The 23,716-nt window shown below is 73.0% G+C and carries 22 protein-coding genes and 1 tRNA gene; 16 read left to right on the top strand and 7 right to left on the bottom strand.

What is annotated here, in order from left to right:
• Positions 1-42: 42 nt before the first annotated feature.
• Together AB9M23_RS14020 and AB9M23_RS14015 are read right to left on the bottom strand one after the other, a co-directional pair.
• A complete protein-coding gene (locus AB9M23_RS14020; protein ID WP_372425173.1) occupies positions 43-675 on the bottom strand; it encodes a cytochrome c oxidase assembly protein in 633 nt (210 codons plus the stop codon).
• Positions 676-780: 105 nt separating this feature from the next.
• Entirely contained in the window at positions 781-2,040 is a 1,260-nt protein-coding gene (locus tag AB9M23_RS14015) for an MFS transporter (RefSeq protein WP_372425172.1), read from the bottom strand.
• Positions 2,041-2,294: 254 nt separating this feature from the next.
• Here AB9M23_RS14015 and AB9M23_RS14010 point away from each other — a divergent pair, with 254 nt between their 5' ends.
• Positions 2,295-3,182 (top strand): LysR family transcriptional regulator, encoded by an 888-nt coding sequence (locus tag AB9M23_RS14010; RefSeq protein WP_372425171.1) that lies wholly within the window; start codon positions 2,295-2,297, stop codon positions 3,180-3,182.
• Positions 3,183-3,237: 55 nt separating this feature from the next.
• Here the strand turns inward: AB9M23_RS14010 and AB9M23_RS14005 are convergent.
• A tRNA-Glu gene (locus tag AB9M23_RS14005) sits at positions 3,238-3,313 on the bottom strand.
• A 128-nt stretch (positions 3,314-3,441) separates the two neighbouring features.
• On the opposite strand from AB9M23_RS14005, the gene AB9M23_RS14000 reads away from it, so the two are divergent.
• The gene (locus AB9M23_RS14000) at positions 3,442-4,485 is read left to right on the top strand and encodes an RluA family pseudouridine synthase (RefSeq protein WP_372425273.1); all 1,044 of its coding nucleotides are present in this window, start codon (positions 3,442-3,444) and stop codon (positions 4,483-4,485) included.
• Between the two features lie 12 nt (positions 4,486-4,497).
• Here AB9M23_RS14000 and AB9M23_RS13995 read toward each other — a convergent pair whose 3' ends face one another.
• Positions 4,498-4,794 (bottom strand): hypothetical protein, encoded by a 297-nt coding sequence (locus AB9M23_RS13995; RefSeq protein WP_372425170.1) that lies wholly within the window; start codon positions 4,792-4,794, stop codon positions 4,498-4,500.
• Positions 4,795-5,078: 284 nt separating this feature from the next.
• On the opposite strand from AB9M23_RS13995, the gene AB9M23_RS13990 reads away from it, so the two are divergent.
• The 10 genes from AB9M23_RS13990 (at position 5,079) to AB9M23_RS13945 (ending at position 15,805) form a co-directional block, all read left to right on the top strand.
• On the top strand, positions 5,079-6,194 hold the full coding sequence (locus AB9M23_RS13990; RefSeq protein WP_372425169.1) for an NAD-dependent epimerase/dehydratase family protein: 1,116 nt from the start codon (positions 5,079-5,081) through the stop codon (positions 6,192-6,194).
• The gene (locus tag AB9M23_RS13985; RefSeq protein WP_372425168.1) at positions 6,191-7,282 is read left to right on the top strand and encodes an NAD-dependent epimerase/dehydratase family protein; all 1,092 of its coding nucleotides are present in this window, start codon (positions 6,191-6,193) and stop codon (positions 7,280-7,282) included. The genes AB9M23_RS13990 and AB9M23_RS13985 overlap by 4 nt, the downstream gene beginning before the upstream one ends.
• Positions 7,279-8,580 carry a TIGR04295 family B12-binding domain-containing radical SAM protein gene (locus tag AB9M23_RS13980; RefSeq protein WP_372425167.1) on the top strand — a complete coding sequence of 434 codons (1,302 nt, stop codon included), beginning with the start codon at positions 7,279-7,281 and terminating at the stop codon, positions 8,578-8,580. The genes AB9M23_RS13985 and AB9M23_RS13980 overlap by 4 nt, the downstream gene beginning before the upstream one ends.
• Positions 8,577-9,755, top strand: a complete 1,179-nt coding sequence (locus AB9M23_RS13975) for a glycosyltransferase family 4 protein (RefSeq protein ID WP_372425166.1) — start codon at positions 8,577-8,579, stop codon at positions 9,753-9,755. Before AB9M23_RS13980 ends, AB9M23_RS13975 begins: the two co-directional genes overlap by 4 nt.
• Complete coding sequence (locus AB9M23_RS13970) at positions 9,755-10,870, top strand: CgeB family protein (protein ID WP_372425165.1); 1,116 nt, start codon at positions 9,755-9,757, stop codon at positions 10,868-10,870. The genes AB9M23_RS13975 and AB9M23_RS13970 overlap by 1 nt, the downstream gene beginning before the upstream one ends.
• The gene (locus tag AB9M23_RS13965) at positions 10,867-11,964 is read left to right on the top strand and encodes a CgeB family protein (protein WP_372425164.1); all 1,098 of its coding nucleotides are present in this window, start codon (positions 10,867-10,869) and stop codon (positions 11,962-11,964) included. The genes AB9M23_RS13970 and AB9M23_RS13965 overlap by 4 nt, the downstream gene beginning before the upstream one ends.
• Complete coding sequence (locus AB9M23_RS13960) at positions 11,961-13,070, top strand: CgeB family protein (RefSeq protein ID WP_372425163.1); 1,110 nt, start codon at positions 11,961-11,963, stop codon at positions 13,068-13,070. The genes AB9M23_RS13965 and AB9M23_RS13960 overlap by 4 nt, the downstream gene beginning before the upstream one ends.
• A gap of 95 nt (positions 13,071-13,165) precedes the next feature.
• Positions 13,166-14,212, top strand: coding sequence for a UDP-glucuronic acid decarboxylase family protein (locus AB9M23_RS13955; protein WP_372425162.1), 1,047 nt, complete (start codon positions 13,166-13,168; stop codon positions 14,210-14,212).
• 166 nt (positions 14,213-14,378) lie between these two features.
• Positions 14,379-14,858 (top strand): c-type cytochrome, encoded by a 480-nt coding sequence (locus tag AB9M23_RS13950; protein ID WP_372425161.1) that lies wholly within the window; start codon positions 14,379-14,381, stop codon positions 14,856-14,858.
• Between the two features lie 20 nt (positions 14,859-14,878).
• Positions 14,879-15,805 carry a c-type cytochrome gene (locus AB9M23_RS13945; protein ID WP_372425160.1) on the top strand — a complete coding sequence of 309 codons (927 nt, stop codon included), beginning with the start codon at positions 14,879-14,881 and terminating at the stop codon, positions 15,803-15,805.
• Here AB9M23_RS13945 and AB9M23_RS13940 read toward each other — a convergent pair.
• From AB9M23_RS13940 to AB9M23_RS13930, 3 genes are all read right to left on the bottom strand, one after another.
• On the bottom strand, positions 15,760-16,248 hold the full coding sequence (locus tag AB9M23_RS13940) for a DUF6314 family protein (RefSeq protein WP_372425159.1): 489 nt from the start codon (positions 16,246-16,248) through the stop codon (positions 15,760-15,762). The genes AB9M23_RS13945 and AB9M23_RS13940 overlap by 46 nt on opposite strands.
• A gap of 13 nt (positions 16,249-16,261) precedes the next feature.
• Entirely contained in the window at positions 16,262-17,515 is a 1,254-nt protein-coding gene (locus AB9M23_RS13935) for a coiled-coil domain-containing protein (RefSeq protein WP_372425158.1), read from the bottom strand.
• A gap of 85 nt (positions 17,516-17,600) precedes the next feature.
• Positions 17,601-18,245, bottom strand: coding sequence for a DUF1134 domain-containing protein (locus AB9M23_RS13930; protein WP_372425157.1), 645 nt, complete (start codon positions 18,243-18,245; stop codon positions 17,601-17,603).
• 142 nt (positions 18,246-18,387) lie between these two features.
• Between AB9M23_RS13930 and AB9M23_RS13925 the strand changes: the two genes are divergently transcribed.
• The 4 genes from AB9M23_RS13925 to AB9M23_RS13910 all read left to right on the top strand — a co-directional run bounded on the left by AB9M23_RS13925 (position 18,388) and on the right by AB9M23_RS13910 (position 23,708).
• On the top strand, positions 18,388-18,942 hold the full coding sequence (locus AB9M23_RS13925; RefSeq protein WP_372425156.1) for a YHS domain-containing (seleno)protein: 555 nt from the start codon (positions 18,388-18,390) through the stop codon (positions 18,940-18,942).
• Positions 18,943-19,096: 154 nt separating this feature from the next.
• Positions 19,097-19,741: a histidine phosphotransferase ChpT gene (gene chpT / locus AB9M23_RS13920; protein WP_372425155.1), complete on the top strand. Its 645-nt coding sequence runs from the start codon at positions 19,097-19,099 to the stop codon at positions 19,739-19,741.
• A gap of 680 nt (positions 19,742-20,421) precedes the next feature.
• Positions 20,422-23,220: a hybrid sensor histidine kinase/response regulator gene (locus AB9M23_RS13915; RefSeq protein WP_372425154.1), complete on the top strand. Its 2,799-nt coding sequence runs from the start codon at positions 20,422-20,424 to the stop codon at positions 23,218-23,220.
• Positions 23,217-23,708, top strand: coding sequence for a chemotaxis protein CheW (locus tag AB9M23_RS13910; RefSeq protein WP_372425153.1), 492 nt, complete (start codon positions 23,217-23,219; stop codon positions 23,706-23,708). The genes AB9M23_RS13915 and AB9M23_RS13910 overlap by 4 nt, the downstream gene beginning before the upstream one ends.
• Positions 23,709-23,716 lie beyond the last annotated feature (8 nt).

The following is a 23,716-nucleotide window of genomic DNA, read 5'->3' as shown; positions in this document are numbered from 1 at the left end:
GACCGGCGCGCGCCCCGGCGCCCCCCCGCCCCGGGCATGGCCTCACGGCCGTGCGGGCTCGTCCAGGACCCTGGGAAGCAGCACGAGGGCGCCGATCAGGTACACGCTGCCGCCCACGGCCAGCATCATCACCCCGCCGATCTGCTGATCGTCGGGGCCGAGGCAGGCTTCGTAGAGCGGGCGTGGCGCGAGCGCGAGGAGCGCGCCGAGGAGGCTCATGTGCATCGCGGTGAGCAGCAGCGCCGCGACGCCGCCGGGCGCCCGCTCCCGCCGCCCGGCGCGGGCGCCACCGATCGCGGACATCCACACGAGCAGGCCGACCCCGAGGAACGAGGCTTGCTCGACGACGAAGACCTCCGGCCGCATCCGCGCCGCGTCGTGTGCGGCGGGTGCGTGCCAGCCCCAGATCACGACGAACTCCAGGAACGCCGCCGGGAGCGGCGCGAACAGGACGGGCGCCCGCGCCACCGGATCGAAGCGGCTTCCCGCGAGCGCCGCGGCGATCAGCGGCGCGGCGAGTGCGACCACCGCGAGGTGCATCGTCATGTGCGCCCAGAACCGCGTCATGGCGAGCGCCGGCAGCGGTCCGATCCAGGCGGCGGCGAGGAGGGCGATCCCCGCGCCGAGGAGGAGGAGGCGCCGCGCGCTGATCGGGCCGTGCGGTGGCGGAGCCATGGGGTCTCCCGGGCCGGCGCCCACGGGGGACGAGCCGGCGAGGTTCGGGGTTCCACCGTCAAGCCGCGGGAGGGGGGAAGCGTTCCGTGAAGGAGCGACCGGCGCTCAGGGCGCCGTGCCGTCCTGCGTGCGCGCCGCGGTCGGTGCGCTGGCGCGCGAGGGCCTGCCGCTCGGGAGCGCGAGGAAGGCCGCATAGCCGACGACAGAGAGCAGGGCGAGCGCCGCGAGGGCGAGCTGGTAGGCCGCGGCGGTCCCGTAGGGCCCCGACAGCGCCGTCACCATCAGCCCGAACGTCCACTGCCACAGGAAGACGCCGACGAAGAGGAGCAGGTTGAAGAAGGCGAGCGCCCTGCCCGCCTCGCCGGGGCCGAAGCGCTGGCCGACCAGCGGATGCGTCACGGAGAGCGGCCACGCGGCCACGCAGAACGCGGCGAAGTGAACCCACTGGGCGGCGGGACCGAGCAGCGCGATCCACGCCAGCACGCCGATGCCGAGCGGCATGGAGCGCCGCAGCAGGGCCTCGGCGTCGTCGGGAGAGCGGATGATCCTGGGGCTCAGATACCCCATCACGAGGAAGACCACGAGCATGATGCCGTTGATCGCCAGGAGGCCGATGGAGGCGCCCCGGACGGTCTCGCCGCCGACGTCCGTCAGCCACGGCCCGATCCACAGGGTCTGGACCGCCACCAGGATGGCGTAGTTGAAGAGGCCCACCGCACCGATCTTCCAGGTGTACGGGGCGCGCACGATCGAGCCGTAGCTCGCCGGGAGACCGCCCGAGCCGGCCGCGCCCGATCGCTCGTGCCCGGGCGCGCGAAGAGCGATGACGACGGCGACGACGGCGAAGAGGACGCCGAGCGCCGCGAAGAGCGGACGCCAGCCGAACGCGGTGGCGATGCTCTCCGAGGGCAACGTGCCCATCACGAGACCGAGGGCGCCCGCCATGAGCATCCAGGAGTTGATCCGCTGCTGCATCGGCACCGGCGTCCAGAGGCGAGCCGCGGTGAGCGGTGCGATGAGGCAGGCGCTCACCCCGATGCCGCTCAGGAGCCTCGCCCAAAGCAGCCCCGGATAGGAGAGGGCCGCTGCGAAGGCGAGGCAGGAGATCGCCGCGATCGAAAGCGACCCGACCATCACCGCGCGCACGCCCCAGCGGTCGAGGAACATGCCCATGGGCAGCTGCAGGAGTGCGAAGGAGAAGAAGTACGACCCCGCCAGCAGCCCGAGCTCCGCCGGCGAGACGCCGAATTCCCGCCCGAAGAACGGTGCGAGCGCGGCGGTGATGCCGCGCAGCAGGGACGACAGCAGGTATCCGGCCGCGAAGACGGCCATCAGGAACACGATCGAGCGTCGGTCGGGTGCCATGGGGATCTCGGCTCCTCAGTCGCATCTCCCTCGCGCGGGCACCGGAACCGAAAAAGCGCGTGCGCGGACGTTCTTTCGTGACGCGCCCGCCGGAATGCGGGTCTCGAGCCCGAGCCCCCTCCGGAGGCCGATGCTGCGAAGCCGGCAATTTTTGGTTATGAGGTCACGCGGGCGATCGTCGACGCCCGTGCGGCGCGCGACGACACACCTGAAGTCCGCATTCGCCCGCACCCGTGTGCCGGAAGAGCTCAGCCATGAAGACGTCCCTCGTCCCGAGCATCTCCTTGTTCGTCCGCGTCGTCGCGCTCGGCTCCTTCGCGGCCGTGGCGGACGAGTACGGCTACACCGCGTCCGCCGTCTCCAAGCTGGTCAGCCGCCTGGAGGAGCGGCTCGGCGTGAAGCTGCTCCACCGCACGACGCGCAGGCTGTCGCTGACGCCCGAAGGCGAGATCTTCCTCTCTCACGCCCGCAGGATCATGGCGCTCGAGGAGGCGATCGAGGGCGATCTGTCGCTGGCGGTCGGCACGCCGCGCGGGCATCTGCGCGTGAATTGCGGCACCGCCTTCGCGCGCCACAAGCTCACGCGTCTCCTGCCGCGGTTCCTCGAGACCCATCCGGGCATCACGGTGGACGTCTCGGTCTGCGACCGTCGCATCGACCCCATCCGGGAGCAGATGGACGTCACGATCCGCGTGGGGACGTCGACCGACAGCGACCTCGTCGCGGTCCGCCTCGGCACGGTGCGGCGGATCATCGCCGCGAGCCCCCGCTATTGCGCGACCCACGGTCGGCCGAGCCGGCCGGACGACCTCACGCGCCATTCCTGCCTCCTGCTCTCCGGCTTCGCCGAGCAGGCGGTCTGGCCCATGCGGCTGAACGGCGAGCGCCGGGACGTCGTCGTGAGCGGCCCGGTCACGTCCGACAGCGCCGACGTGCTCCTGCAGATGGCGATCGAAGGCGTCGGCATCATCCGGCTGGGCGACTTCCTCGGCGAGGAGGCCCTGGCGACGGGCGCCCTGATCGAACTGTTCGCGGGGGAGCACGACGACGACCCCAAGCCGCTCACCGCGCTCGTTCTGCCGAACCGGCGGACGATCCCGCGGGTCAGCGCCTTCGTGGACTTCCTGAAGGGAGAGCTGTGACGACGCTCGCGGTACGTGATTTCGTGCCGAAATCCGGAGGATCGCCTCGCCGCCGTGGCGCTCCCTAGGGGACTCGAACCCCTGTTTTCGCCGTGAGAGGGCGACGTCCTGGGCCACTAGACGAAGGGAGCTGGCCGGCGCGAGGTCGTTCGTATATCCAGGCCCCGCGGGCGGCACAAGTCCCCCGCGGCGAAAATTTCGAAAAATCTCGGGCCGCCGGTCCGGAAGGCGAGGACGCTTGGTTCAGGACGACATCGAGATCGTGGAGAACGGGGAGATCGTGGAGGACGTCGCGGGCGGGGGCGCCCCGGCCGGCGAGGAGCGGCGCGCGCACACCCACGAGGGCCCGCCCGAGCGGCTCGACCGGGTGCTCGCGCGCGCCTTTCCCGATCTCTCGCGGGCGCGGGTGCAGGACCTGATCCGCGCCGGTGCCGCCAGCCTCGACGGCCGGCCCGCGGCGAGCGCCTCCGCCAAGGTGGCGGAGGGCGCGACGCTCGCCCTCGTCGTCCCCCCGCCGCTGCCCGCGCAGCCCGAGCCGGAGGCGATCCCGCTCTCGATCGTCCACGAGGACGACGACCTCGTCGTCCTCGACAAGCCCGCCGGCCTCGTCGTGCATCCCGCCGCGGGCCACGAGACCGGCACGCTCGTCAACGCGCTCCTCGCCCATTGCGGGGAGAGCCTGTCCGGCATCGGCGGCGTGCGGCGCCCGGGCATCGTGCACCGGCTCGACAAGGACACGTCGGGCCTCCTCGTCGTGGCCAAGAACGACGCCGCGCACAAGGCGCTCGCCGCACAGTTCGCCGACCACGGCCGCACCGGTCCGCTCGAGCGCGAGTACGTCGCGCTCGTCTGGGGCGCGCCGGGGAGGCCCCACGGGACGGTCGACGCGCCGATCGGGCGCAGCACGATCAACCGCGAGAAGATGGCGGTCGTCCCCGCCGCGAAGGGTCGCGAGGCGATCACCCACTGGGAGGTCGAGGAGACCCATGCCGGCGCCGACGGGACGCCGGTCGCCGCGCGGGTGCGCTGCGCGCTGGAGACCGGCCGCACGCACCAGATCCGCGTCCACATGGCGCATGCGGGCCACCCGCTGCTCGGCGACGCGCTCTACGGCGCGGGCTTCCGCACCAAGGCCGCGCGGCTCTCCGAGGCGGCCCGCGCGGCCCTGGCGGCGCTCGACCGCCAGGCGCTCCACGCCGCGGTGCTCGGCTTCGCGCATCCGCGCACGGGCGAGACCCTGCGGTTCGAGAGCCCGCCGCCGGCCGATCTCGCCCGGCTGCTCGCGGCGCTGGAGGCCGGGTGAGGGCGCGCGGCCTCAATCCGCCGTCGGCAGCCGGCGCATGGTGAACTCGATCAGCCCGTCGTCGAGCACGCGCCAGCTCTCGACCCGGGTCATGTAGGCGGCCTTCGGGTAGCGGGCGAACCAGTCCCGCGCCGTCTCGCGCGCCTGATCGCGCGGCAGGCGATAGGTCTGCCGGGCGAAGGCGTCGCCGTGGGAGACGATCGCGCCCTCTGCGCGCACGGCGCCCTCCCCGCGCTCGCCGGCGCGCTCCGCCGCCCGCGCGCCGAAGCGCCGGGCCAGATCGGCGGGGGTGCGCGGCGTGCGCGCCATGGGCGTCGCCTCCTGCTGCGAGCCGGGAACACCTGAAAATGTAGGGTCTTCCGGGAAGAGAGTCGAATCGCGACCTCGGGTCGGCACCCGCGCTCTCCCGGTGCCCGCGCCCGCGCGTCCGACCGGCCCCTCGGGCGTTCTCCCCGCGCGATCCGGCGATCCGAGGAACGGCGCCCGGATTTGCGCGTTCGAGGTCGGAACCGCCGAGCCGGCGACACGTTCGCCCGAGCATCTTCATCATCCCACGCCCGCCCCCGACGGCGGCGGGTCCTCGGGGAGCGTTCATGGCGAAGACCTACCTGATCACCGGCGGCATGGGCTTCATCGGCCGCGCGCTCGCCGCCGAGCTGACCGCGCACGGGCACGCGGTGCGCCTCCTCGACAGCCTCGTCGAGCAGGTCCACGGCGAGATCCGCGACGATGATGCGCCGCCGGTCCCCGAGGGCTGCGACTTCGTCAGAGCCGACGTGCGCGACGCCGACGCGGTGCACCGGGCGATCGCGGGCGTCGACGGCGTCTTCCACCTCGCGGCGGAGGTGGGCGTCGGGCAGTCCATGTACGAAATCGAGCGCTACACGAGCGCCAACGACGTCGGCACCGCGGTGCTCCTGCAGGAGCTGATCGAGCAGCCGGTGGCGCGCGTCGTCGTCGCCTCCTCCATGAGCGTCTACGGCGAGGGCTGGTACCGGGCGCCCGACGGCTCGCGCATCGGCGATGCGCGGCGCGATCGGCGCGCCATCGAGGCCGGGCGCTGGGACCCCGTCGTCGGCAACGCGGCGCTGACCCCGATCGCCACCGACGAGACCAAGCCCGTGGACCTCGCCTCGATCTACGCGCTCGGCAAGTACGCGCAGGAGCGCGCCGTGATGATCGCCTGCCCGGCCTACGGCATGGACTGCGTCGGCTTGAGGCTCTTCAACGTCTTCGGCCCCGGGCAGGCGCTGTCGAACCCCTATACCGGCGTGCTGGCCAACTTCGCCGCGCGCTACCTCGTCGGCGAGGCGCCGACGATCTTCGAGGACGGGCAGCAGAAGCGCGACTTCGTCCACGTCGAGGACGTCGCCCGCGCCTTCCGCCTCGCCATGGAGACGCCCGAAGCGAACGGCGAGGTGATCAACATAGGCTCGGGGCGCGCCTACACGGTGTGCGACGTCGCCCGCCTGCTCGGCGCGGCGATGGGGGTCGAGATCGAGCCCGAGATCCTGGGCCGGGCGCGCGCGGGCGACATTCGCCACTGTTTCGCGGACATCGTGAAGGCGCGCGAGATCCTCGGCTTCCAGCCGCGGCATCGGCTGGAGACCGCGCTCGGCCCGCTCGTCGCATGGGTCGCCTCGCAGAAGACGGCCGATCGCGGTGCGGAGATGCGCCGCCACCTCGAGGCGCGGGGGCTCGTGACGTGACGGGCGGCGCCGACCCTTCCCCCCTCGTCGTCGTCGGCGGCGCCGGCTTCATCGGGGCGAATCTCGCGCGAAGCGAGCTCGATGCGGGCGGCCGCGTCACCATCGTCGACACGCTCGCGCGGCCCGGCGTCGCGCGCAACCTCGCCTGGCTGGAGGCGTGCCACGGCGATCGCGTGCGCCACGTGCGCGCCGACGTGCGCGACGCCGCCGCGCTCGAGGACGCGATCGCGGGGGCGCGGGGCGTCGTCCATCTCGCCGCGCAGGTCGCGGTGACGACCTCGCTCGCGGACCCGATGGAGGACTTCTCCGTCAACGCCACAGGCACGCTGACCCTGCTGGAGGCGGTTCGGCGCACGAACCCGGACACGCCGGTGATCTTCGCCTCGACGAACAAGGTCTACGGCGACCTGTCGGGGCGCGCGATGCGCGAGGGCGCCGATCGCTGGGCGCCCGCGGACGCCGATCTCACGGCGCACGGCGTGCCGGAGACGCAGCCGCTCGACTTCCACACACCCTACGGCTGCTCGAAGGGCGTGGCCGACCAGTACGTGCTCGACTATGCCCGCAGTTTCGGGCTGCGCACCGCGGTGATGCGCATGAGCTGTGTCTACGGCCCGCGTCAGTTCGGCACCGAGGACCAGGGCTGGGTCGCGCACTTCCTCATCCGCGCGCTGCGGGCCGAGCCGATCACGATCTTCGGCGACGGCAAGCAGGTGCGCGACGTGCTGCACGTGTCCGACGCGGTCGCGGCCTACCGCGCGGCGCTCGATCACGTCGATCTCGTGCGCGGCCGCGCCTTCAACCTGGGCGGCGGGCCCGAGAACGCGGTGAGCCTGCGCGCGGTGATCGAGGCGATCGAGGACCTCGCCGGCCCCGTCCGGCTCGACCACGCGGAGTGGCGCCGGGGCGACCAGCTCTGGTTCGTCGCCGACACGCGCGCGCTCGAGCGCGCGCTCGGCTGGCGCGCCCGCACCGGCTGGCGCGAGGGCCTCGCCGATCTCGCCCGCTGGCTCGAGACACAGGACTTCCTGCGCGAGGGCGCCCCCGGCGCCGCACGCCAGACGCCCGAACGGAGGCTCACGGCATGAAGGTGGCGCTCGTCAATCCGGCCTGGAGCTACGACGGCTCGATCTATTTCGGCTGCCGCCACGAGCATCTGCCGCTCGAGCTCGGCTACTCCAAGGCTCTGCTCGAGGAGGCGGGCCACGAGGTCACGATGCTCGACGGCCAGCTGATGCGCGCGGGCAACGCGGCGCTCGCGGGGGCGGTCGCCGACTTCCGGCCGGACATGACGGTCGTGACCACGGCACCGACCTACCTGTTCTGGCGCTGCGCCCCGCCGGAGCTGCGCGTGCCGGCGGAGTTCCTCGCGGCGCTCGACGGGCGCGGCGGACGCACGGTCGCAGTGGGCCCGCACGGCTCGGCGACGCCCAAGCCCACGCTGGAGAAGCTCGGGGTCGACGCGGTCGCGCGCGGCGAGTGCGAGGAGACGCTCGTCGCGCTCGCGGCGACGTCCGAGTGGGACCACGTCGACGGCGTCGCGCGCCTCGTCGACGGAGACCTCGTCGTGCGCGGGCCGACGATGGCGAGCCCCTTCGTCGACCACGCGCCGCTCGTCTGGCCGCGGGAGTGGCTCGAGAACCACCCGCACCACCACCACCGCTTCGACGAGGGCCCCTTCGTCGGCTTCGGCGCGGAGGTCGAGGCCTCCCGCGGCTGCCCCTACGAGTGCGCCTTCTGCGCCAAGATCGACTACCGGGACAAGTACCGCCGCCGGAAGCTCGAGCACGTGCTCGCCGAGATCGATGGGCTCATCGACCAGGGCGTCGGCTACCTCTATTTCATCGACGAGATCTTCCTGCCGCAGAAGGCGCTGCTCGAGGCGCTGATCGATCGCCCCGTCGTCTTCGGCGTGCAGACGCGCATCGACCTGTGGAAGCCCGACCTGCTCGAGCTCCTCGGCGAGGCGGGCTGCGTGTCCATCGAGGCGGGGCTCGAGAGCCTCACCGAGGAGGGCCGCGCCATGCTGGCCAAGCGGTGCCGGATGGATACGCCCGAGCTCGCGGCGCTGCTGGTGAAGGCGCGGGCGCACGTGCCCTTCGTGCAGGCGAACCTGATCGGCACGCCGACCGATTCCAGGGAGATCGTCGCCCATTGGCGCGAGCACCTGATCTCGCGCGGCGTGTGGGCGAACGACCCCGTGCCGCTCTACCCCTATCCCTCCTCGCCGTCCTATCGTGATCTCTGGGGGATGCCCGACGACCGGGCCTGGGAGCGGGCGCACGAGCACTATCTCGCCGCCTTCGATCGCTTCAGCGACATCCAAGACGAGCGGCCCCGCCCGCTCCCGGAGCTGGAGAGCGCCTGCTGCGGGGTGCGCGCATGACCCCTGCGCCCCTCCCCGACACTCCCCCCGGCCCGCGCCGGATCCTCGTCACCTGCGACGCCGTCGGCGGGCTGTGGCGCCACGCCGTCGACATGGCCCGCGCGCTCGCCGGCCACCACGTCGAGACCGTGCTCGTCGCCTTCGGGCCGGAGCCCGCTGCCGATCAGCGCGAGGAGGCGCGCAGCGTGCCGGGCCTGACGCTGCTGTGGTTCGACCATCCGCTCGACTGGCTCGCCGGCGACGAGACCGCGCTCGCGGGCGTCCCCGCGGTGCTCGACGGCGTCGCCGAACTCTACGACGTCGACCTCCTGCACCTGAACTATCCCTCGCAGGCGCGCGGTCTCGCGACCGACCGGCCCTTGGTCGCGATGTCGCATTCCTGCCTCGCGACCTGGTGGGAGGCGATGCGCGACGGGCCGATGCCCGACGCCTTCGCGCTGAACCGCCGGCTCGTCGACGAGGGCTTCGCCCGCGCCGACCGCGTGCTCGCGCCGAGCCGCAGCCACGCGAACGCGCTGCGGCGCGCCTACGGCCCGATCCCCGGCCTCGCCGTCGTGCACAACGCGCGCTACCCGACTCCCGCGGCCGACGGCACCCGCAGCGACGACCCGGCGGGCGTCGTGCGCGCCTGCGCCGTCGGACGCTGGTGGGACGAGGCGAAGAACGCCCAAGTCCTCGACGCCGCCGCCGCACGCGCGTCGACGCCGATCTCGGCCATCGGCCCGACCGAGGGCCCCCGGGGGCAGCGCGTCTCGTTCGCGCACGCCGAGGGGCGCGGCACGCTCTCGGCCCGGGAGACCCGTACCGCCCTCGCCCGCGCGAGCGTCTTCGTCTCGCCGGCGCGCTACGAGCCCTTCGGCCTCGCCGTGCTGGAGGCCGCGCAGGCGGGTTGCGCGCTCGTGCTCTCCGACATCCCAACCTTCCGCGAGGTGTGGGACGGCGCGGCGGAGTTCGTCGCGCCCGACGACGCCACCGGGCTCGCCGAGGCGATCGACGCCCTCGCCGCCGACCCGGACCTGCGGGAGGCGCGCGGCGCGCTGGCGCGCGAGCGGGCCGGCGCCTACGCGCCGCGGGCGCAGGCGGCGCGGCTCCTCGAGGTCTACGCCGACGTCCTGGCGAACGCGCCCGGCGACCCGATGCGCCCGCTCTCCTCCTCCCTGGCCGAGACGGCGTGATGCGCTTCGTCTTCCACACCCACTCGCTCACCTCCGACTGGAACCACGGCAACGCGCACTTCCTGCGCGGCGTCATGCGCGAACTCGTGGCGCGCGGCCATTCGGCCACCGCGCTCGCACCCTTCGACGCCTGGAGCCGGGCGAACCTCGTCGCCGACCAGGGCTTCCGTGCGCTCGACCGCTTCGCGCGCGACTTTCCCGAGCTCGACGAGCAGCTCTGGGAGGAGGATTTCGACCACGCCGCGGCGCTCGCGGGTGCCGACGTCGTCGTCGTGCACGAATGGACCGATCCCGCGCTCGTGGCCGAGATCGGCCGGCTGCGACGCGAGGGGGGAACCTTCACGCTCCTCTTCCACGACACGCACCACCGCGCGGTCTCCGCGCAGAGCGCGATCGCGGGGCTCGCGCTGGCCGACTACGACGGCGTGCTCGCCTTCGGGGAGACGCTCGCGGCGCGCTACCGCGCCGCCGGCTGGGGACGGCAGGTCCGGGTCTGGCACGAGGCCGCCGACACGCGGCTGTTCCGGCCGATGCCGGAGGTCGAGAAGACCGGCGACCTGATCTGGATCGGCAACTGGGGCGACGGCGAGCGCGACGCGCAGCTGCGTGAATTCCTGGTCGAGCCGGTCCGCGACCTGGGGCTCGTGGCCGAGGCGCGCGGCGTGCGCTACCCGCCCCACGCGCTGGCCGCGCTCGACGAGGCCGGCATCGCCCACGGCGGCTGGATCGCCAACGCGGACGCCCCGGAGGCCTTCGCCCGCCACCGCGTCACCGTCCACGTCCCGCGCCGGCCCTACGTCGAGAGCCTGCCGGGCATCCCGACGATCCGCCCCTTCGAGGCGCTCGCCTGCGGCATCCCCCTCGTCTGCGCCCCCTGGGACGACGCCGAGGGCCTGTTCCGCCCGGGCGAGGACTACCTCGTCGCGCGAAACGGCGAGGAGATGCGCGCGGCCCTGCGCGGCATCCTCGACGATCCGGAGCGCGCCGCGGCGCTCGCCGCATCCGGGCTCGAGACCATCCGCGCCCGCCACACCTGCAGCCACCGCGTCGACGCGCTTCTCGGCATCCTCGCCGATCTGCGCGCCGACCACCGCGAGACGGAGACCGCGCCGTGAAGATCGCCTTCTATGGATCGAGCCTCCTGTCGTCCTACTGGAACGGCGCAGCCACCTACTACCGGGGCCTCCTCAAGGCGCTCGCCGCCCACGGCCACGAGATCACCTTCCACGAGCCGGACGCGTTCGATCGGCAGGCGCACCGCGACATGGACGAGCCGCACTGGGCGCGCGTGGTCGTCTGGGAGGCCAGCGCCGAGGGCCTGCGCGGCGCCGCGGCGCGGGCGGCGCAGGCGGACGTCGTGGTCAAGGCGAGCGGCGTCGGCTACGCGGACGACGCGCTGCTCGAGGCGGTGATGGACGCCGCGCGCGCGGACGCCGTGAAGCTGTTCTGGGACGTCGACGCGCCGGCGACGCTCGCCGAGATGGCGGCCGACGAGAGCCACGCGGTGCGGCGTATGCTGCCGCGCCTCGACGCGGTGATGACCTACGGCGGCGGCCAGCCCGTGGTGACCCGCTACGAGGGCTTCGGCGCCCGCGCGTGCCGGCCGATCTACAACGCGCTGGACCCCGACACCCACCACCCGGTGACGCCGAACCCGCGCTTCTCCGCCGATCTCGCCTTCCTCGGCAACCGCATGCCCGACCGCGAGGCCCGCGTGCGCACCTTCTTCCTGGAGCCCGCCGCGGCGGCGCCGAAGAAGTCCTTCCTCCTCGGCGGCTCCGGATGGGAGCCGTGGCAGCTCACGCCGAACGTGCGCGCCATAGGCCATGTGGGCCAGGGCGAGCACAACGCCTTCAACGTCACGCCCAAGGCCGTGCTCAACGTCACCCGCGAGAGCATGGCCCATGTCGGCTTCTCGCCGCCGACCCGGGTCTTCGAGGCGGCGGGGGCCGGCGCCTGCCTGATCACCGATGATTGGGAGGGCGTCGCGGCGTTCTTCGCGCCCGGCGAGGAGATCCTCGTCGCCCGCGACGGCGCCGACGTCGCCGAGATCATGGCCCGGCTGACGCCCGACGACGCGCGGCGCATCGGCGGCTGCGCCCTCGACCGGGCGCTGCGCGACCACACCTACGCGAGGCGTGCAGTGGAGGCGGACGCGATCCTGCGGGCGCTCGCCGGAGCGAAGGGCCGCGCGGGAGCGGCGGCGTGACGAAGGCCCTCGACATCGTCGTGCTGGGCCTGTCGCTGTCCTCGTCCTGGGGGAACGGCCACGCGACCACGTTCCGCGCGCTCCTGCGCGGCGCGGCGGGGCTCGGCCACCGGATCACATTCCTCGAGCGCGACGTGCCCTGGTACGCGGACCATCGCGACCTGCCCGACCCGGACTTCTGCGCGTTCCACCTCTATCCGGACCTCGCCGCCCTCGAGGCCCACGCCGCGACGATCCGCGACGCGGACGCCGTCGTCGTCGGCTCCTACGTCCCCGACGGAGGCGCCGTGATCGACCGCGTGCTGGAGCTCGCCCGGGGCGTCGTCGCCTTCTACGACATCGATACGCCGGTGACCCTGGCGCAGCTCGCGCGCGGCGAGACGCAATCTCTGGAGGCGCGCCAGATCCCGCTCTTCGACGTCTACTTCTCCTTCACCGGCGGCCCGACGGTCGACCGGCTCGAGCGCGAGCTCGGCGCACGCGCGGCCCGCGCGCTCTACTGCTCGGTGGAGCCCGAGCGCTACCGCCCGACCGGCGAGCCCTACGAATGGGACCTCGGCTACCTCGGCACCTACTCGCCCGACCGCCAGCCCTCCCTGGAGCGGCTCCTGATCGAGCCGGCCCGGCGCCTGCCGGGCAAGCGCTTCGTCGTCGCCGGCCCGCAATATCCCGACGACATCGCCTGGCCGGAGAACGTCACGCGCATCCCGCACCTGCCGCCGGCGGATCACCCGTCCTTCTACGCCCGCCAGCGCTTCACGCTCAACGTGACGCGGGCGGACATGATCGTGGCCGGCTGGTCGCCGAGCGTGCGGCTGTTCGAGGCGGGCGCCTGCGCCACCGCCATCGTCGGCGATCATTGGGAGGGGCTCGGCACGCTCCTGCCCGACGGCGAGGCGATGCTCGTCGCGCACGATACCGACGACGTCGTGCGGATACTCGGGGAGCTTCCCGCCATGCGGCGCGACGCCATCGCGGCGCGGGCGCGCGCCATCGTGCTGTCCGAGCACACCGGCACCGCCCGCGCACGCGAGTTCGTCGCCGGCCTCGCCGAGGCCGGCGCGGCACGCGGGGCGGCGCCTCGGAAAAAAGTCGCCGGTCCGTGAGCCGGGCATGCATCTTCTCTGCGGCCGACGCGTTGGGGCGAGGAAATCCACCCGATACCACATGGGATCGGTGATCTTCAGGAAGGTGACGCCGTATGAATACTTTCCGCTCACGTAGCAAGCCGCGCGCGCACACGGTCCTCGTCGCCGGCGGGGCGGGCTTCCTCGGCTCGAATCTCTGCGAGCGCCTGATCGCCGACGGCGAGCGCGTGATCTGCCTCGACAACATGCAGACCGGCACGACGCAGAACCTGGCCGCGCTCGCCCGCGAGCCGCGGTTCTCGCTCGTCGAGCAGGACGTCTGCGATCCGATCCCGCGATCGCTCGAGGTCGACCGGGTGTTCAACCTCGCCTGCGCGGCGTCGCCGCCGCGCTACCAGGCCGACCCGGTCCACACGATGATGACGAGCGTGATGGGCACGCGCCATCTGCTCGACCATTGCGCGGCGCACGGGGCGCGCTTCGTCCAGGCCTCGACGAGCGAGGTCTACGGCGATCCGCGCGAACACCCGCAGCGCGAAGATTATTGGGGCCACGTCAACCCGATCGGCCCGCGCGCCTGCTACGACGAGGGCAAGCGCGCCGCCGAGACGCTGTGCTTCGACTATCGGCGCGGGAAGGGTAGCGGAGACGCCGTCGACGTGCGCGTCGCCCGCATCTTCAACACCTACGGCCCGCGCATGCGCCCCGACGACGGGCGCATCGTCTCGAACCTGATCTGCCAGGCGCTCGCCGACCAGCCGCTGACGATCTACGGCACGGGCGAGCAGACGCGCTCGTTCTGCTACGTCGACGACATGATCGAGGGACTGGTGCGGCTCATGCGCGTCGATCCCGCGCCGGAGGGGCCGGTCAACCTCGGTAATCCGGGGGAGTTCACCATTCTGGAACTCGCCGAGATGGTGCTCGATCTCGTCGAGACGACCTCCCGCCTCGTGCACGAGCCGCTGCCGACGGACGACCCGCAGCGCCGCCGCCCGGACGTGTCGCGCGCCGAGACCCGGCTCGGCTGGCGCCCGACGACGCCGCTTTCGGCGGGCCTGCCGCCGACGATCGACTGGTTCGCCGGCCTCGCGCCGCCGCGACGCGCGGAGCATCGCACCCCGGCGCCGGAGGCGAGCGCACTGCACGGCGCCGCGTGAGGACGAGCGGGCCGATCACACTCGCGTGACCGGCCCGTGAAGCGGCCCACGAAGGCGCGACGCGGGGCTGTCCGCGGCGGAAAGCCGCGCTATCCTCCCTAGCGACATTCCGATCCGGACACTCCCAGGGGGACTGTGCCGGACGCGCCAGCCCGAGGGGGACCCCGTGACGCTCGACCCGACCCGCATCGCCGCCGTGACCGGCCTCGCCCTCCTCCTCGCCGCGCCCGTCGCCCTCGCCCCCGTGCTCTTCGCGCCGGGCGCCCTCGCGCAGGGCGACCCGATCGCCGAGCGCCAGGAGATCATGAAGGGCGTCGGCGACGCGACCCGCACCGGCGTGCGGATGGTCCGCGGCGAGGCGCCCTTCGACCTCGACGCCGCCCGCGAGACCTTCGCCGTCTACGTCGACGCGGCCGAGCGCATGCCCGGGCTGTTTCCCGAGGGCTCGGAGTCCGGCGGGGGCACGGAGGCCGCCGCCGTGATCTGGGAGGACAAGGGCGGCTTCGAGGCGCTGTTCGTCGAGTTCGGCGAGCGCTCTGCCGCGGGCCTCGCGGCGACGACGGACCAGGCGAGCTTCCAGGCCGCGCTCGGCACCGCGACGCAGTCCTGCCGGACCTGCCACGAGCAGTTCCGGGTCGACAATTGAGCGGCCGCGGGGCCGCTCGCATGATCGACGCACTCCAGAAGGCGGCGGTGGTCGCGGCGACGCTCGCCGTGCTCGCCGTCTTCGGCTTCTTCCTCCTCACCGATCCCGACCTCGACGGCACGGGCCTCGAGCGCCCGCCCGGCGGGGAGGTCGATCTCGCCAACGGCGAGACGCTGTTCTGGGCCGGCGGCTGCGCCTCCTGCCACGCAACGCCGGGACGGGAGGACCCGCTGCATCTCGGCGGCGGGCTCGCGCTCGAGACCGACTACGGCACCTTCAACGTCCCCAACCTCTCGCCGTCGCGCGACGGCATCTTCGGCTGGACGACGGCGCAGTTCGTGCGCGCCATGCGCGGGGGCGTCTCGCCGGACGGGGAGCACTACTACCCGTCCTTCCCCTACACGTCCTACGCCCGCATGACGGCGGCCGACCTGCGCGACCTCCACGGCTTCCTGATGACGCTCGAGCCGGTGGACGGCGTCGCGCCGTCCCACGACCTCGCCTTTCCCTACAACATCCGCCGCGGCATCGGCCTGTGGAAGCTCGCCTTCCTCGACGGCGAGCCCTTCGCGGCGCCCGAGGGCATGGATCCGCTCCTCGCGCGCGGCGCCTATCTCGTCGAGGGACCCGGCCACTGCGCCGAATGCCATTCCCCGCGCAACGCGCTCGGCGCGATCCGCGACGACGCCCGCTTCGCCGGTGGCCCGAACCCGGAGGGACGCGGCTTCATCCCCAACATCACGCCACACGAGACGGGCATCGGCGGCTGGTCGCGCACCGAGATCGTCGAGCTTCTCGCGAGCGGCTTCACCCCCGAGTTCGACGTGATCGGCGGGTCGATGGCGAAGGTCGTCGACAACACGGCGAGGCTCTCGGGGGAGGACCGCGAGGCGATGGCGGCCTACCTGCTCTCGCTGCCGCCACGACCACAGACGCCGCGGGACTGATCCCCTTCGCGCCGATACGCGGTGCGGCTGACGTAGTCCTTCGCGGGACCGCGCACGCGATGGACGATGCGCATCCCGCCGTCCGGCTCGAAACGGTAGGTGCTCTCGTAGGTGTCCGCGCCGCAGAGATGCGCGGCCCTGCCGACGAGGGCGTCGCCCTGGGGCACCGGCAGGATGGAATGGAACAGGCGCTCGGGCGTCTCGTCGAAGAGCACGTCGAAGCCGCCGCTCGCCGCGCGAAAGACGTAGCGCCGCTCGGCGCGCAGGCGCCCGCCGCCCGCCAGCGTCAGCGTCCCGCTCTCCGCGTAGGCGAGCGCGCCGGCGCGCGTGGGCGCGAAGCGCGCGGACCCGTGCAGGGTGGCGAGTCCCTCGACGACGCGATCGATCACCCAGTCGCCCGCCAGCCCGGCGAGCAGGGCATCGGGGGAGCGACCCCAGCGCATGCCGCCGACCGGCTCAGGAGCGCGCCCGCGCGGGCGCCTCCGCGCCACCCGCAGCCGGCTCGCCGGCCTGGCCGGCGTTCGGCGGGGCCGCTGCGGAGGCATCCGCGGCGTCGCGGCCGCCCTCGTGGGACAGACGCCCCGCGGAACGCCTGACGCGGGCGTCGACGACCTCGGCGCGATGGGCGAGGTCGCCCGCATCGTCCGAGGACTCGCGCGCGACCCGACTATCGCGGCCGCCGTCGCGGCCTCCCTCGCGGCCTCCCTCGCGGCCTCCGCGCGCCCGCGCGCGGTCCGCCCGCGCGGTGGCGAGTGCGCCTTCGAGGGAGCCCTTCTCGGCCTTGAGCACCTCGATGCGCTCGTTGAGCGCCCGCAGCGCCGTCTCGTGCGCCGCGCCGAGCGCGCGTTCGCGGGCCTGGATGTCGGATATGCGCGCTTCGAGCCGCCCGGTGGCCTCCCGCGCGGCGGCGAGCGCGGCATGGGCATCGGCGGCGATGGCGCGGGCGAGGTCGCGCTCGCCCCGCGTCTCGGCGAGCTCGGCGGCGCGGGTGGCGGCGTCGGCGGCCGCGCGCTCGGCGGCGGCCGTCGCCTCGGCGAAGCGCCGGTCGAGAACGGCGCCGCGGGCCTGCTCGTCGGCGAGCGCCGCACGGGTCCGCTCGTGGGCGGTGCGCTCGGCGGCGAGCTCGATGCGGCGTTCGGCGAGGCGCTTGTCGAGGTCGTCGCCGCGCCGCGTCTGCGTCGTCAGGCGCGTCTCGAGATCGGCGATGGCGATGCGCCGGGCGTCGTTCTCCTGGAGCGTGGCGTCGTGGCGCGTGGCGAGGTCGGCGTGCGTGCGCTTGAGCTGAGCGAAGGCCTCGCGGGTGTCGGCGAGGTCGCCGCGGGTGTCGGAGAGGGTCGCCTGGGTCTCGGCGAGGGTCGTGCGGGTCGCCTCGAGGTCGGCCTCGAGCGCGGCGATGCGCGCGTCCCGGTCGGCGACGTCGCGGCCGAGCGCCTCGATCCGGACGGCGCGCCGCCCGAGTTCGGCGAGGTCGGCGTGCTTGCCTGCGAGCGTCGCCTCCAGCCGCTGCTCGATGCGGCGCTCGCGCAGCGCCAGCTGGGCACGCAGGTGGTCGCGCTCGGCGTTGAGCTCGACGAGGGAGCGCGGCAGCTGCGCCTCCAGCCGCCGCCGCGCCAGGCGGTCGGCACGCGCCGCGAGCGCGGGCGCCGTCAGCAGCGCCAGGAAGGTCGCCGCCAGGAACCCGAGCGCTATGAACATCGCGGCTTCGATCACGCGTCGCCTTCCGAGGCATGGGACAGCATGCGTCACTTAAGCCGAATGCGCTCGCGACGCCAGCGTTGCAGCCGCGCGGGCGACGCTAGAAGGGATTCCAGGTTGGCTGCGCGGTGAATTTCAGATATCCGAGGTTGACCCCGAGCCGCGCGCCCACGCCGGTTCGGATCGGGACGACCACCATGTCGTCCGCCATCAGCGCCGTCATGCCGACACCGCCGACCAGGTAGGCCGAGCCGTCGATGCCGACGAAGCGACGGTACAGCGCCTCGGTGGCGGGGAGGTTGTAGACGAGCATCATCGTGCGCGCGCCGTCGCCGCCGACATCGAAGCCGAGCGTCGGCCCCTGCCAGAAGACCGGGCGCTGGCCGGCGTTGCGGGTGTAGAGCGTGCCCTCGCCGTAGCGCAGCCCGCCGAAGAAGGCGCCCGACCCCTCCTGCCCGAGGATGTACCCGTTCGGCTGGCCCCAGCGCGAGACCGCCTGCTCGATCGCGAGCGCGATGCCGCGCGAGGTCGAGCCGAAGAAGCGGTGGCCTGCCTCGATCGTCTCGTCGGTGGTGTAGGTCCGGGTGTCGCGCATCATCTGCGCGTTGGTCGCCCGCGGATCGTTCGCCTGCGCGGCCGCCACGCTCGGCGCCACGAGCACGAGGGCGGCGACGAGGGCGGCCACCGCCGGTGCCGCGGGCGCGAGACGGGCGAGGCTCGCGAGGACCTTTCGGACGGCGCGCATGTCTTCGTCTCCGGCTTTCTCGGCCGATCGCTAAAAGTCGATCGATCGGCTCGACGTGATCTTCAGCCATGATGGCCATCTTCGTGGCCGACACGGGGCGGGACCGCGCACGCGGCTCGCGGCAGGGAAGAATTCGCTCGAGATGCACAACAGACCCTTAACGCTGGCGGCGCTCGGGCTCCTCCTGGCGGCGCTCCCGGCGGCGGAGAGCCGCGCCGCGGCTCCCGCGCGCACGGCCACCGACGGCGCCTCGCTGCTGGCGGCGCTGCCGTCGGCGATCGGCGTGACCGAGCAGGTGGCGTTCCACGCGCTCTCGGGCTTCGCGCTCGACGGGCTCGACCCGGTCTCCTACTTCCTCCCCGAGGGCCCGCGGGCCGGCCGCGGCGCCTACGAGCTCGTCTGGCGCGGCGCGGCCTGGCGATTCCATTCCGCCTCGAACCGCGCCGCCTTCGCGGCGGGTCCCGAGCGCTTCGCGCCGCGGCTCGGCGGCCACGACCCCGTCGCCCTCGCCCGCGGACGCCTGGCGGCGGGCCGCCCGGACCTCCACGCGGTCGTCGACGGACGGCTCTACCTCTTCCACGACGCCCGGAGCCTCGCGCGGTTCGCGGAGGCCTCGGAGGGCGCGGTCCTCGCCGACGCCGAGCGGGCCTGGCCGCGGATCGCCGCGGGGCTGGTCGATCCGGCGAGCGGGCGCTGAGCGCATCGGGGACCCGCGCTCGCGCGACGGCTTTGCAACGCGACGCCTTGCGGCTACGAAGGGCGACGGCGCACGCGCGCCCGAATCGCTTGCGGCCGCGCCTTTCGCCGGAGAGGCCGGCGCCGCTCGCCGCCCAGGTCCCGCGGAGGTCCCCATGGCCACGGTCTCGCTCGACTCTCTCGATCTCGCCGCGCTCCTGTGCTCGCGGGTGTGCCACGACGTGATCAGCCCCGTGGGCGCGATCGTCAACGGCCTCGAGGTCATGGAGGAGGAGGGCGGCGACGCCGAGATGAAGGAGTTCGCGCTCGACCTCATCCGCAAGAGCGCGCGCCAGGCCTCCGCCCGTCTCCAGTTCGCCCGCATCGCCTTCGGCGCCGCCGGCTCGGCGGGCGCGTCGATCGACCTCGGCGACGCGGAGAGCGTCGCCAAGGGCTTCTTCACCGACGACCGCACGACGCTGAGCTGGACCGCCCGGCGCATGCTGCTGCCGAAGAACCGGGTGAAGCTGCTCCTCAATCTCGTCGTCATCGCCGCGCAGGGCATTCCCCGCGGTGGCACGATCGACGTCACGGTGGGCGGGGACGAGGCCGCCTCGACCTTCCTCGTGAAGGCGCAGGGGCGCAACGCCCGCATCCCCACGCACGCCCCCGCGCTGGTGCGCGGCGAGGCGGAGGACGGCACGGTCGACGCCCACGCGATCCAGACCTACTACACCGGCCTCGTCGCCCGCGCCGCCGGCATGAGCATCGACTTCGCGCTCGACGGCGAGACCCTGACGATCACGTCGGCGCCGGCCTGAGGCGAGGGACGGGCAGCGTCGGCGCAGGACGATCGGCATCCGTGGGTGCGGGCGCGGCCGTTCTCCCCTCCCCCAAGTGGCTGGTCGATTGACACATCTGCGGCACGTCACGGCGAACGACGGGGCCGGCGACGCAGGGTGCAGGCCTTCTCCTTCCCTGGAGGGGAAGGTGGCACCGCGCGCAGCGCGGTGACGGATGGGGCGCGGCGCGAAGCGACGCGTTCCGCGAAGCGGAAGAGCACCGTGTCCGCTGCCACCGTCGCATTTCGGCTTCGCCGAACGCGCGTGCCGCGCGCCCCATCCGTCTCGTCGGCTTCGCCGCCGATCCAGCTTCCCCTACAGGGAAGGAAAGGGATCGCCGGCGTCCGCAGACCAAATGCCCGGCACACGTCGTCCAGAGCCGAGAGAGGCACCGGGGATCTGTGCATCGACTGGCCACGAGGGAGAGGGGAACCGCCGATCGCCCGTCGCGAACGGCACGGTCCGGCCGCTCGACCGACGATCGTCATTGCGTCCGAAACGACACCGATCGGGCCCGATCGCTCCGATTTGCTTAGCATTCGCGCCGAACGCGCGCACCTTCGCGCGAGACGCGCCCCTTGGAGGAAACGGAACTTAAACGACTTGCGGCCACTCTCGATCAGACCCGGCCCAGCCCTCTGGTGGATCGAGAGATATCCATGGATGAACTGCTTCGCGAATTTTTGACCGAGACGAGCGAGCACCTCGACACGGTCGACGTCGAGCTCGTTCGCTTCGAGCAGGACCCCAACAACGAGAAGATTCTCTCGAACATCTTCCGGTTGGTCCACACGATCAAGGGGACCTGCGGCTTCCTCGGCCTGCCGCGCCTCGAGAGCCTCGCCCATGCCGCCGAGACCCTGATGGGTCGGTTCCGCGACGGGCTGCCGGTGACCTCGAGCGCGGTGACGCTGATCCTCGCCACGCTGGACCGGATCAAGGAGATCCTCGCCGAGCTCGAGCGCACCGCCGCCGAGCCGGAGGGGGTCGATTCCGACCTGATCGGCGAGCTCGAGCGCATGGCCAGCGCCGACGAGACGACCCTCCTCGCGGAGGCCGCCGCCGCGCCGACGCCCGAGCCCGAGCCCGAGCCCGAGCCGGTCGTCCCCGCCGCGCCCGAGCCGGCTCCGGAGGCGCCGCGGCTCGGCGAGGTCTCACTCGACGAGCTGGAGCGCGCCTTCCTAGAGGCGCCGGGTCCCGACGACGACTTCGCCCCGCCGGCGCCCGCGCCGATGCCCGCCGCCGTCGCGGTCGTCGCAGAGCCGGAGCCCGCACCGCGCCCCGCACCGGCCCCCGCTCCCGCTCCCGAGGCGGCGAAGCCCGCTCCGAGGCCGGCCGCCAAGCCCACCGCCGCCAAGGAGGCCGCCTCCCAGGAGGGTGCCGCGAGCGGCGAGAACGTCGCCAAGGTGCAGACGATCCGCGTCAACGTGGACACGCTCGAGCACCTGATGACGATGGTCTCCGAGCTGGTTCTGACCCGCAACCAGCTGCTCGAGATCGCCCGCCGTCACGAGGACAACGGCTTCAAGGTGCCGCTCCAGCGGCTCTCCCACGTCACCGCCGAGCTGCAAGAAGGCGTCATGAAGACGCGCATGCAGCCGATCGGAACGGCCTGGCAGAAGCTGCCGCGCATCATCCGCGACCTCTCCTCCGAGCTCGACAAGAAGATCGAGCTGATGATGCAGGGCGCCGACACCGAGCTCGACCGGCAGGTGCTGGAGGTCATCAAGGACCCGCTCACGCACATGATCCGCAACTCGGCGGATCACGGCATCGAGACGCCGGCCGAGCGCCGCGCCGCCGGCAAGCCCGAGCGCGGCACGATCCGCCTCAACGCCTATCACGAAGGCGGCACCATCACGATCGAGATCTCGGACGACGGCAAGGGCCTGAACTTCGACGCGATCCGCAAGAAGGCCGTGGACCGCGGGCTGGGCAGCGAGGCCGAGATCGAGCGGATGAGCGAGGCGCAGATCGCCAAGTTCATCTTCCACCCGGGCTTCTCGACGGCCAAGGCCGTCACCGCGGTCTCCGGCCGCGGCGTGGGCATGGACGTCGTCAAGACGAACATCGAGCTCATCGGCGGAACGGTCGAGATCGCGTCCGAGCAGGGCAAGGGCTCGACCTTCACGATCAAGATCCCGCTCACGCTCGCCATCGTCGCCGCCCTCATCGTCGCCGCGCGCGACCAGCGCTACGCCATCCCGCAGGTGGCCGTGCTCGAGCTCGTGCGCGTCAAGAAGGGCTCCGACCACCAGATCGAGCGCATCAACGGCACGCCGGTTCTGCGCCTGCGCGACCGGCTCCTGCCGATCGTCCCGGCCGCCAAGGTGCTCGGCCTCGACGGCGCGGCGGCGGACGCGGGCGACGAGGGCTTCGTCGTCGTCTCCCAGGTGGGCCGCCAGCGCTTCGGCATCCTCGTCGACGGCGTCTTCCACACGGAAGAGATCGTCGTGAAGCCGATGTCGACGAAGCTGCGCCACATCCCGCTCTTCTCCGGCAACACGATCCTCGGCGACGGCGCCGTCGTGCTCATCATCGATCCCAACGGCGTCGCCAAGATGGTCGACAGCGGCAAGTCCGAGCAGGGCTACGGCTTCGAGGAGCCGGCGGAGGCGCAGGCCACCGAGGAGACCGAGACCGTGACGCTGCTCGTCTTCCGCGGCGGCGGCGCGAGCCTCAAGGCGGTGCCGCTCTCGCTCGTCACGCGCCTCGAGGAGATCGACGCCTCGAAGATCGAGTGGGTGGGCGGACGTCCGCTGATCCAGTACCGCGGCAAGCTGATGCCGCTCGTTCCCGCCGATCCGTCGATCGAGATCAAGAGCGAGGGCACCCAGGCGCTCGTGGTGTTCTCCGACGGCGAACGCACGATGGGGCTCGCCGTCGACGAGATCGTCGACATCGTCGACGACGTGCTCGACATCGAGCTCGCCGACGACCGCTCCGACCTCGTCGGCTCGGCGGTGGTGCGCGGGCGCGCGACCGAGATCGTCAACGTGGCGCACTACCTGCCGCTGGCGCACGAGGACTGGACCCGCGGCGGACCGCCGCGCATCGCCAACCTCTCGCGCACGCTGCTGCTCGTCGACGACAGCCCGTTCTTCCGCGACATGCTCACCCCGGTCCTCAAGGCCGCCGGGTTCAAGGTGATCACGGCGGGCTCGACCGAGGAGGCGCTGCAGGTGCTCGCCGCCGACAAGCGCGTCGACGTCATCGTCACAGACATCGAGATGCCCGGCCGCGACGGCTTCGCGCTCGTCGAGGCGGTGCGCGGCCAGGCCCGCCTGCACGACGTGCCGGTGATCGCGCTCTCCTCGGGCATCACCCCCGAGGCGCTCGAGCGCGCGCGCCGCCTGCGCATCTCGGAGTTCGTCGCCAAGTTCGACCGTTCGGGGCTCGTCGCCGCGCTCGCCGAGACGCAGCCCGACATCCGCAGCTCCCTCGGAGAAGCCGCATGATCGCCGCCAACCAGAACGACACCGCGCGCGACGGCCGCCTGAGCGGCGACATGGAGGAGTTCGTGACCGTGATGGTGGCCGAACAGATGTTCGGCCTGCCCATCGACCGGGTGCACGACGTCTTCATCGCCTCGTCGCTGACCACCGTCCCGCTCTCGCCGCCGGAGATCGCGGGCCTGCTGAACCTGCGCGGGCGCGTCGTCACCGCCGTCGACCTGCGCCGGCGCCTCGGCCTGCCGGACCGCGACACGTCCGGCGACGAGATGGCGGTGGGGCTCGAGCACAAGGGCGAGAGCTACGGGCTCCTCGTCGACTCCGTCGGCGAGGTGATGAAGCTCTCCGTCGACACGCACGAGCCGAGCCCGGTGCACATGGACCCGCGCTGGGTCAAGCTCTCGCACGGCGTGCATCGGCTCGCGGGCCGGCTGCTGATCATCCTCGACGTCGACGCGGTCCTCGCCTTCGACGCCGAAGCCCGCGCGGCCTGATCCGCGCG

It is taken from the genome of Salinarimonas chemoclinalis, assembly GCF_041514305.1.
Classification (GTDB): Bacteria; Pseudomonadota; Alphaproteobacteria; order Rhizobiales; family Beijerinckiaceae; genus Salinarimonas; species Salinarimonas chemoclinalis.
The sequence above is the reverse complement of the archived record's forward strand: the minus strand, read 5'-3'. Positions and strand labels throughout refer to the sequence as shown.

Excerpts from the sequence above, each read along its gene's own strand:
- AB9M23_RS13975 (WP_372425166.1), top strand. The coding sequence starts at position 8,577 with ATGACCCCTGCGCCCCTCCCCGACACTCCCCCCGGCCCGCGCCGGATC.
- AB9M23_RS14010 (WP_372425171.1), top strand. The coding sequence starts at position 2,295 with ATGAAGACGTCCCTCGTCCCGAGCATCTCCTTGTTCGTCCGCGTCGTC.
- AB9M23_RS13955 (WP_372425162.1), top strand. The coding sequence starts at position 13,166 with ATGAATACTTTCCGCTCACGTAGCAAGCCGCGCGCGCACACGGTCCTC.
- AB9M23_RS13930 (WP_372425157.1), bottom strand. The coding sequence starts at position 18,245 with ATGCGCGCCGTCCGAAAGGTCCTCGCGAGCCTCGCCCGTCTCGCGCCC.
- AB9M23_RS14015 (WP_372425172.1), bottom strand. The coding sequence starts at position 2,040 with ATGGCACCCGACCGACGCTCGATCGTGTTCCTGATGGCCGTCTTCGCG.
- AB9M23_RS13925 (WP_372425156.1), top strand. The coding sequence starts at position 18,388 with ATGCACAACAGACCCTTAACGCTGGCGGCGCTCGGGCTCCTCCTGGCG.
- AB9M23_RS13980 (WP_372425167.1), top strand. The coding sequence starts at position 7,279 with ATGAAGGTGGCGCTCGTCAATCCGGCCTGGAGCTACGACGGCTCGATC.
- AB9M23_RS14020 (WP_372425173.1), bottom strand. The coding sequence starts at position 675 with ATGGCTCCGCCACCGCACGGCCCGATCAGCGCGCGGCGCCTCCTCCTC.
- AB9M23_RS13970 (WP_372425165.1), top strand. The coding sequence starts at position 9,755 with ATGCGCTTCGTCTTCCACACCCACTCGCTCACCTCCGACTGGAACCAC.
- AB9M23_RS13910 (WP_372425153.1), top strand. The coding sequence starts at position 23,217 with ATGATCGCCGCCAACCAGAACGACACCGCGCGCGACGGCCGCCTGAGC.
- AB9M23_RS13945 (WP_372425160.1), top strand. The coding sequence starts at position 14,879 with ATGATCGACGCACTCCAGAAGGCGGCGGTGGTCGCGGCGACGCTCGCC.
- AB9M23_RS13915 (WP_372425154.1), top strand. The coding sequence starts at position 20,422 with ATGGATGAACTGCTTCGCGAATTTTTGACCGAGACGAGCGAGCACCTC.
- AB9M23_RS13940 (WP_372425159.1), bottom strand. The coding sequence starts at position 16,248 with ATGCGCTGGGGTCGCTCCCCCGATGCCCTGCTCGCCGGGCTGGCGGGC.
- AB9M23_RS13995 (WP_372425170.1), bottom strand. The coding sequence starts at position 4,794 with ATGGCGCGCACGCCGCGCACCCCCGCCGATCTGGCCCGGCGCTTCGGC.
- AB9M23_RS13990 (WP_372425169.1), top strand. The coding sequence starts at position 5,079 with ATGGCGAAGACCTACCTGATCACCGGCGGCATGGGCTTCATCGGCCGC.
- chpT (WP_372425155.1), top strand. The coding sequence starts at position 19,097 with ATGGCCACGGTCTCGCTCGACTCTCTCGATCTCGCCGCGCTCCTGTGC.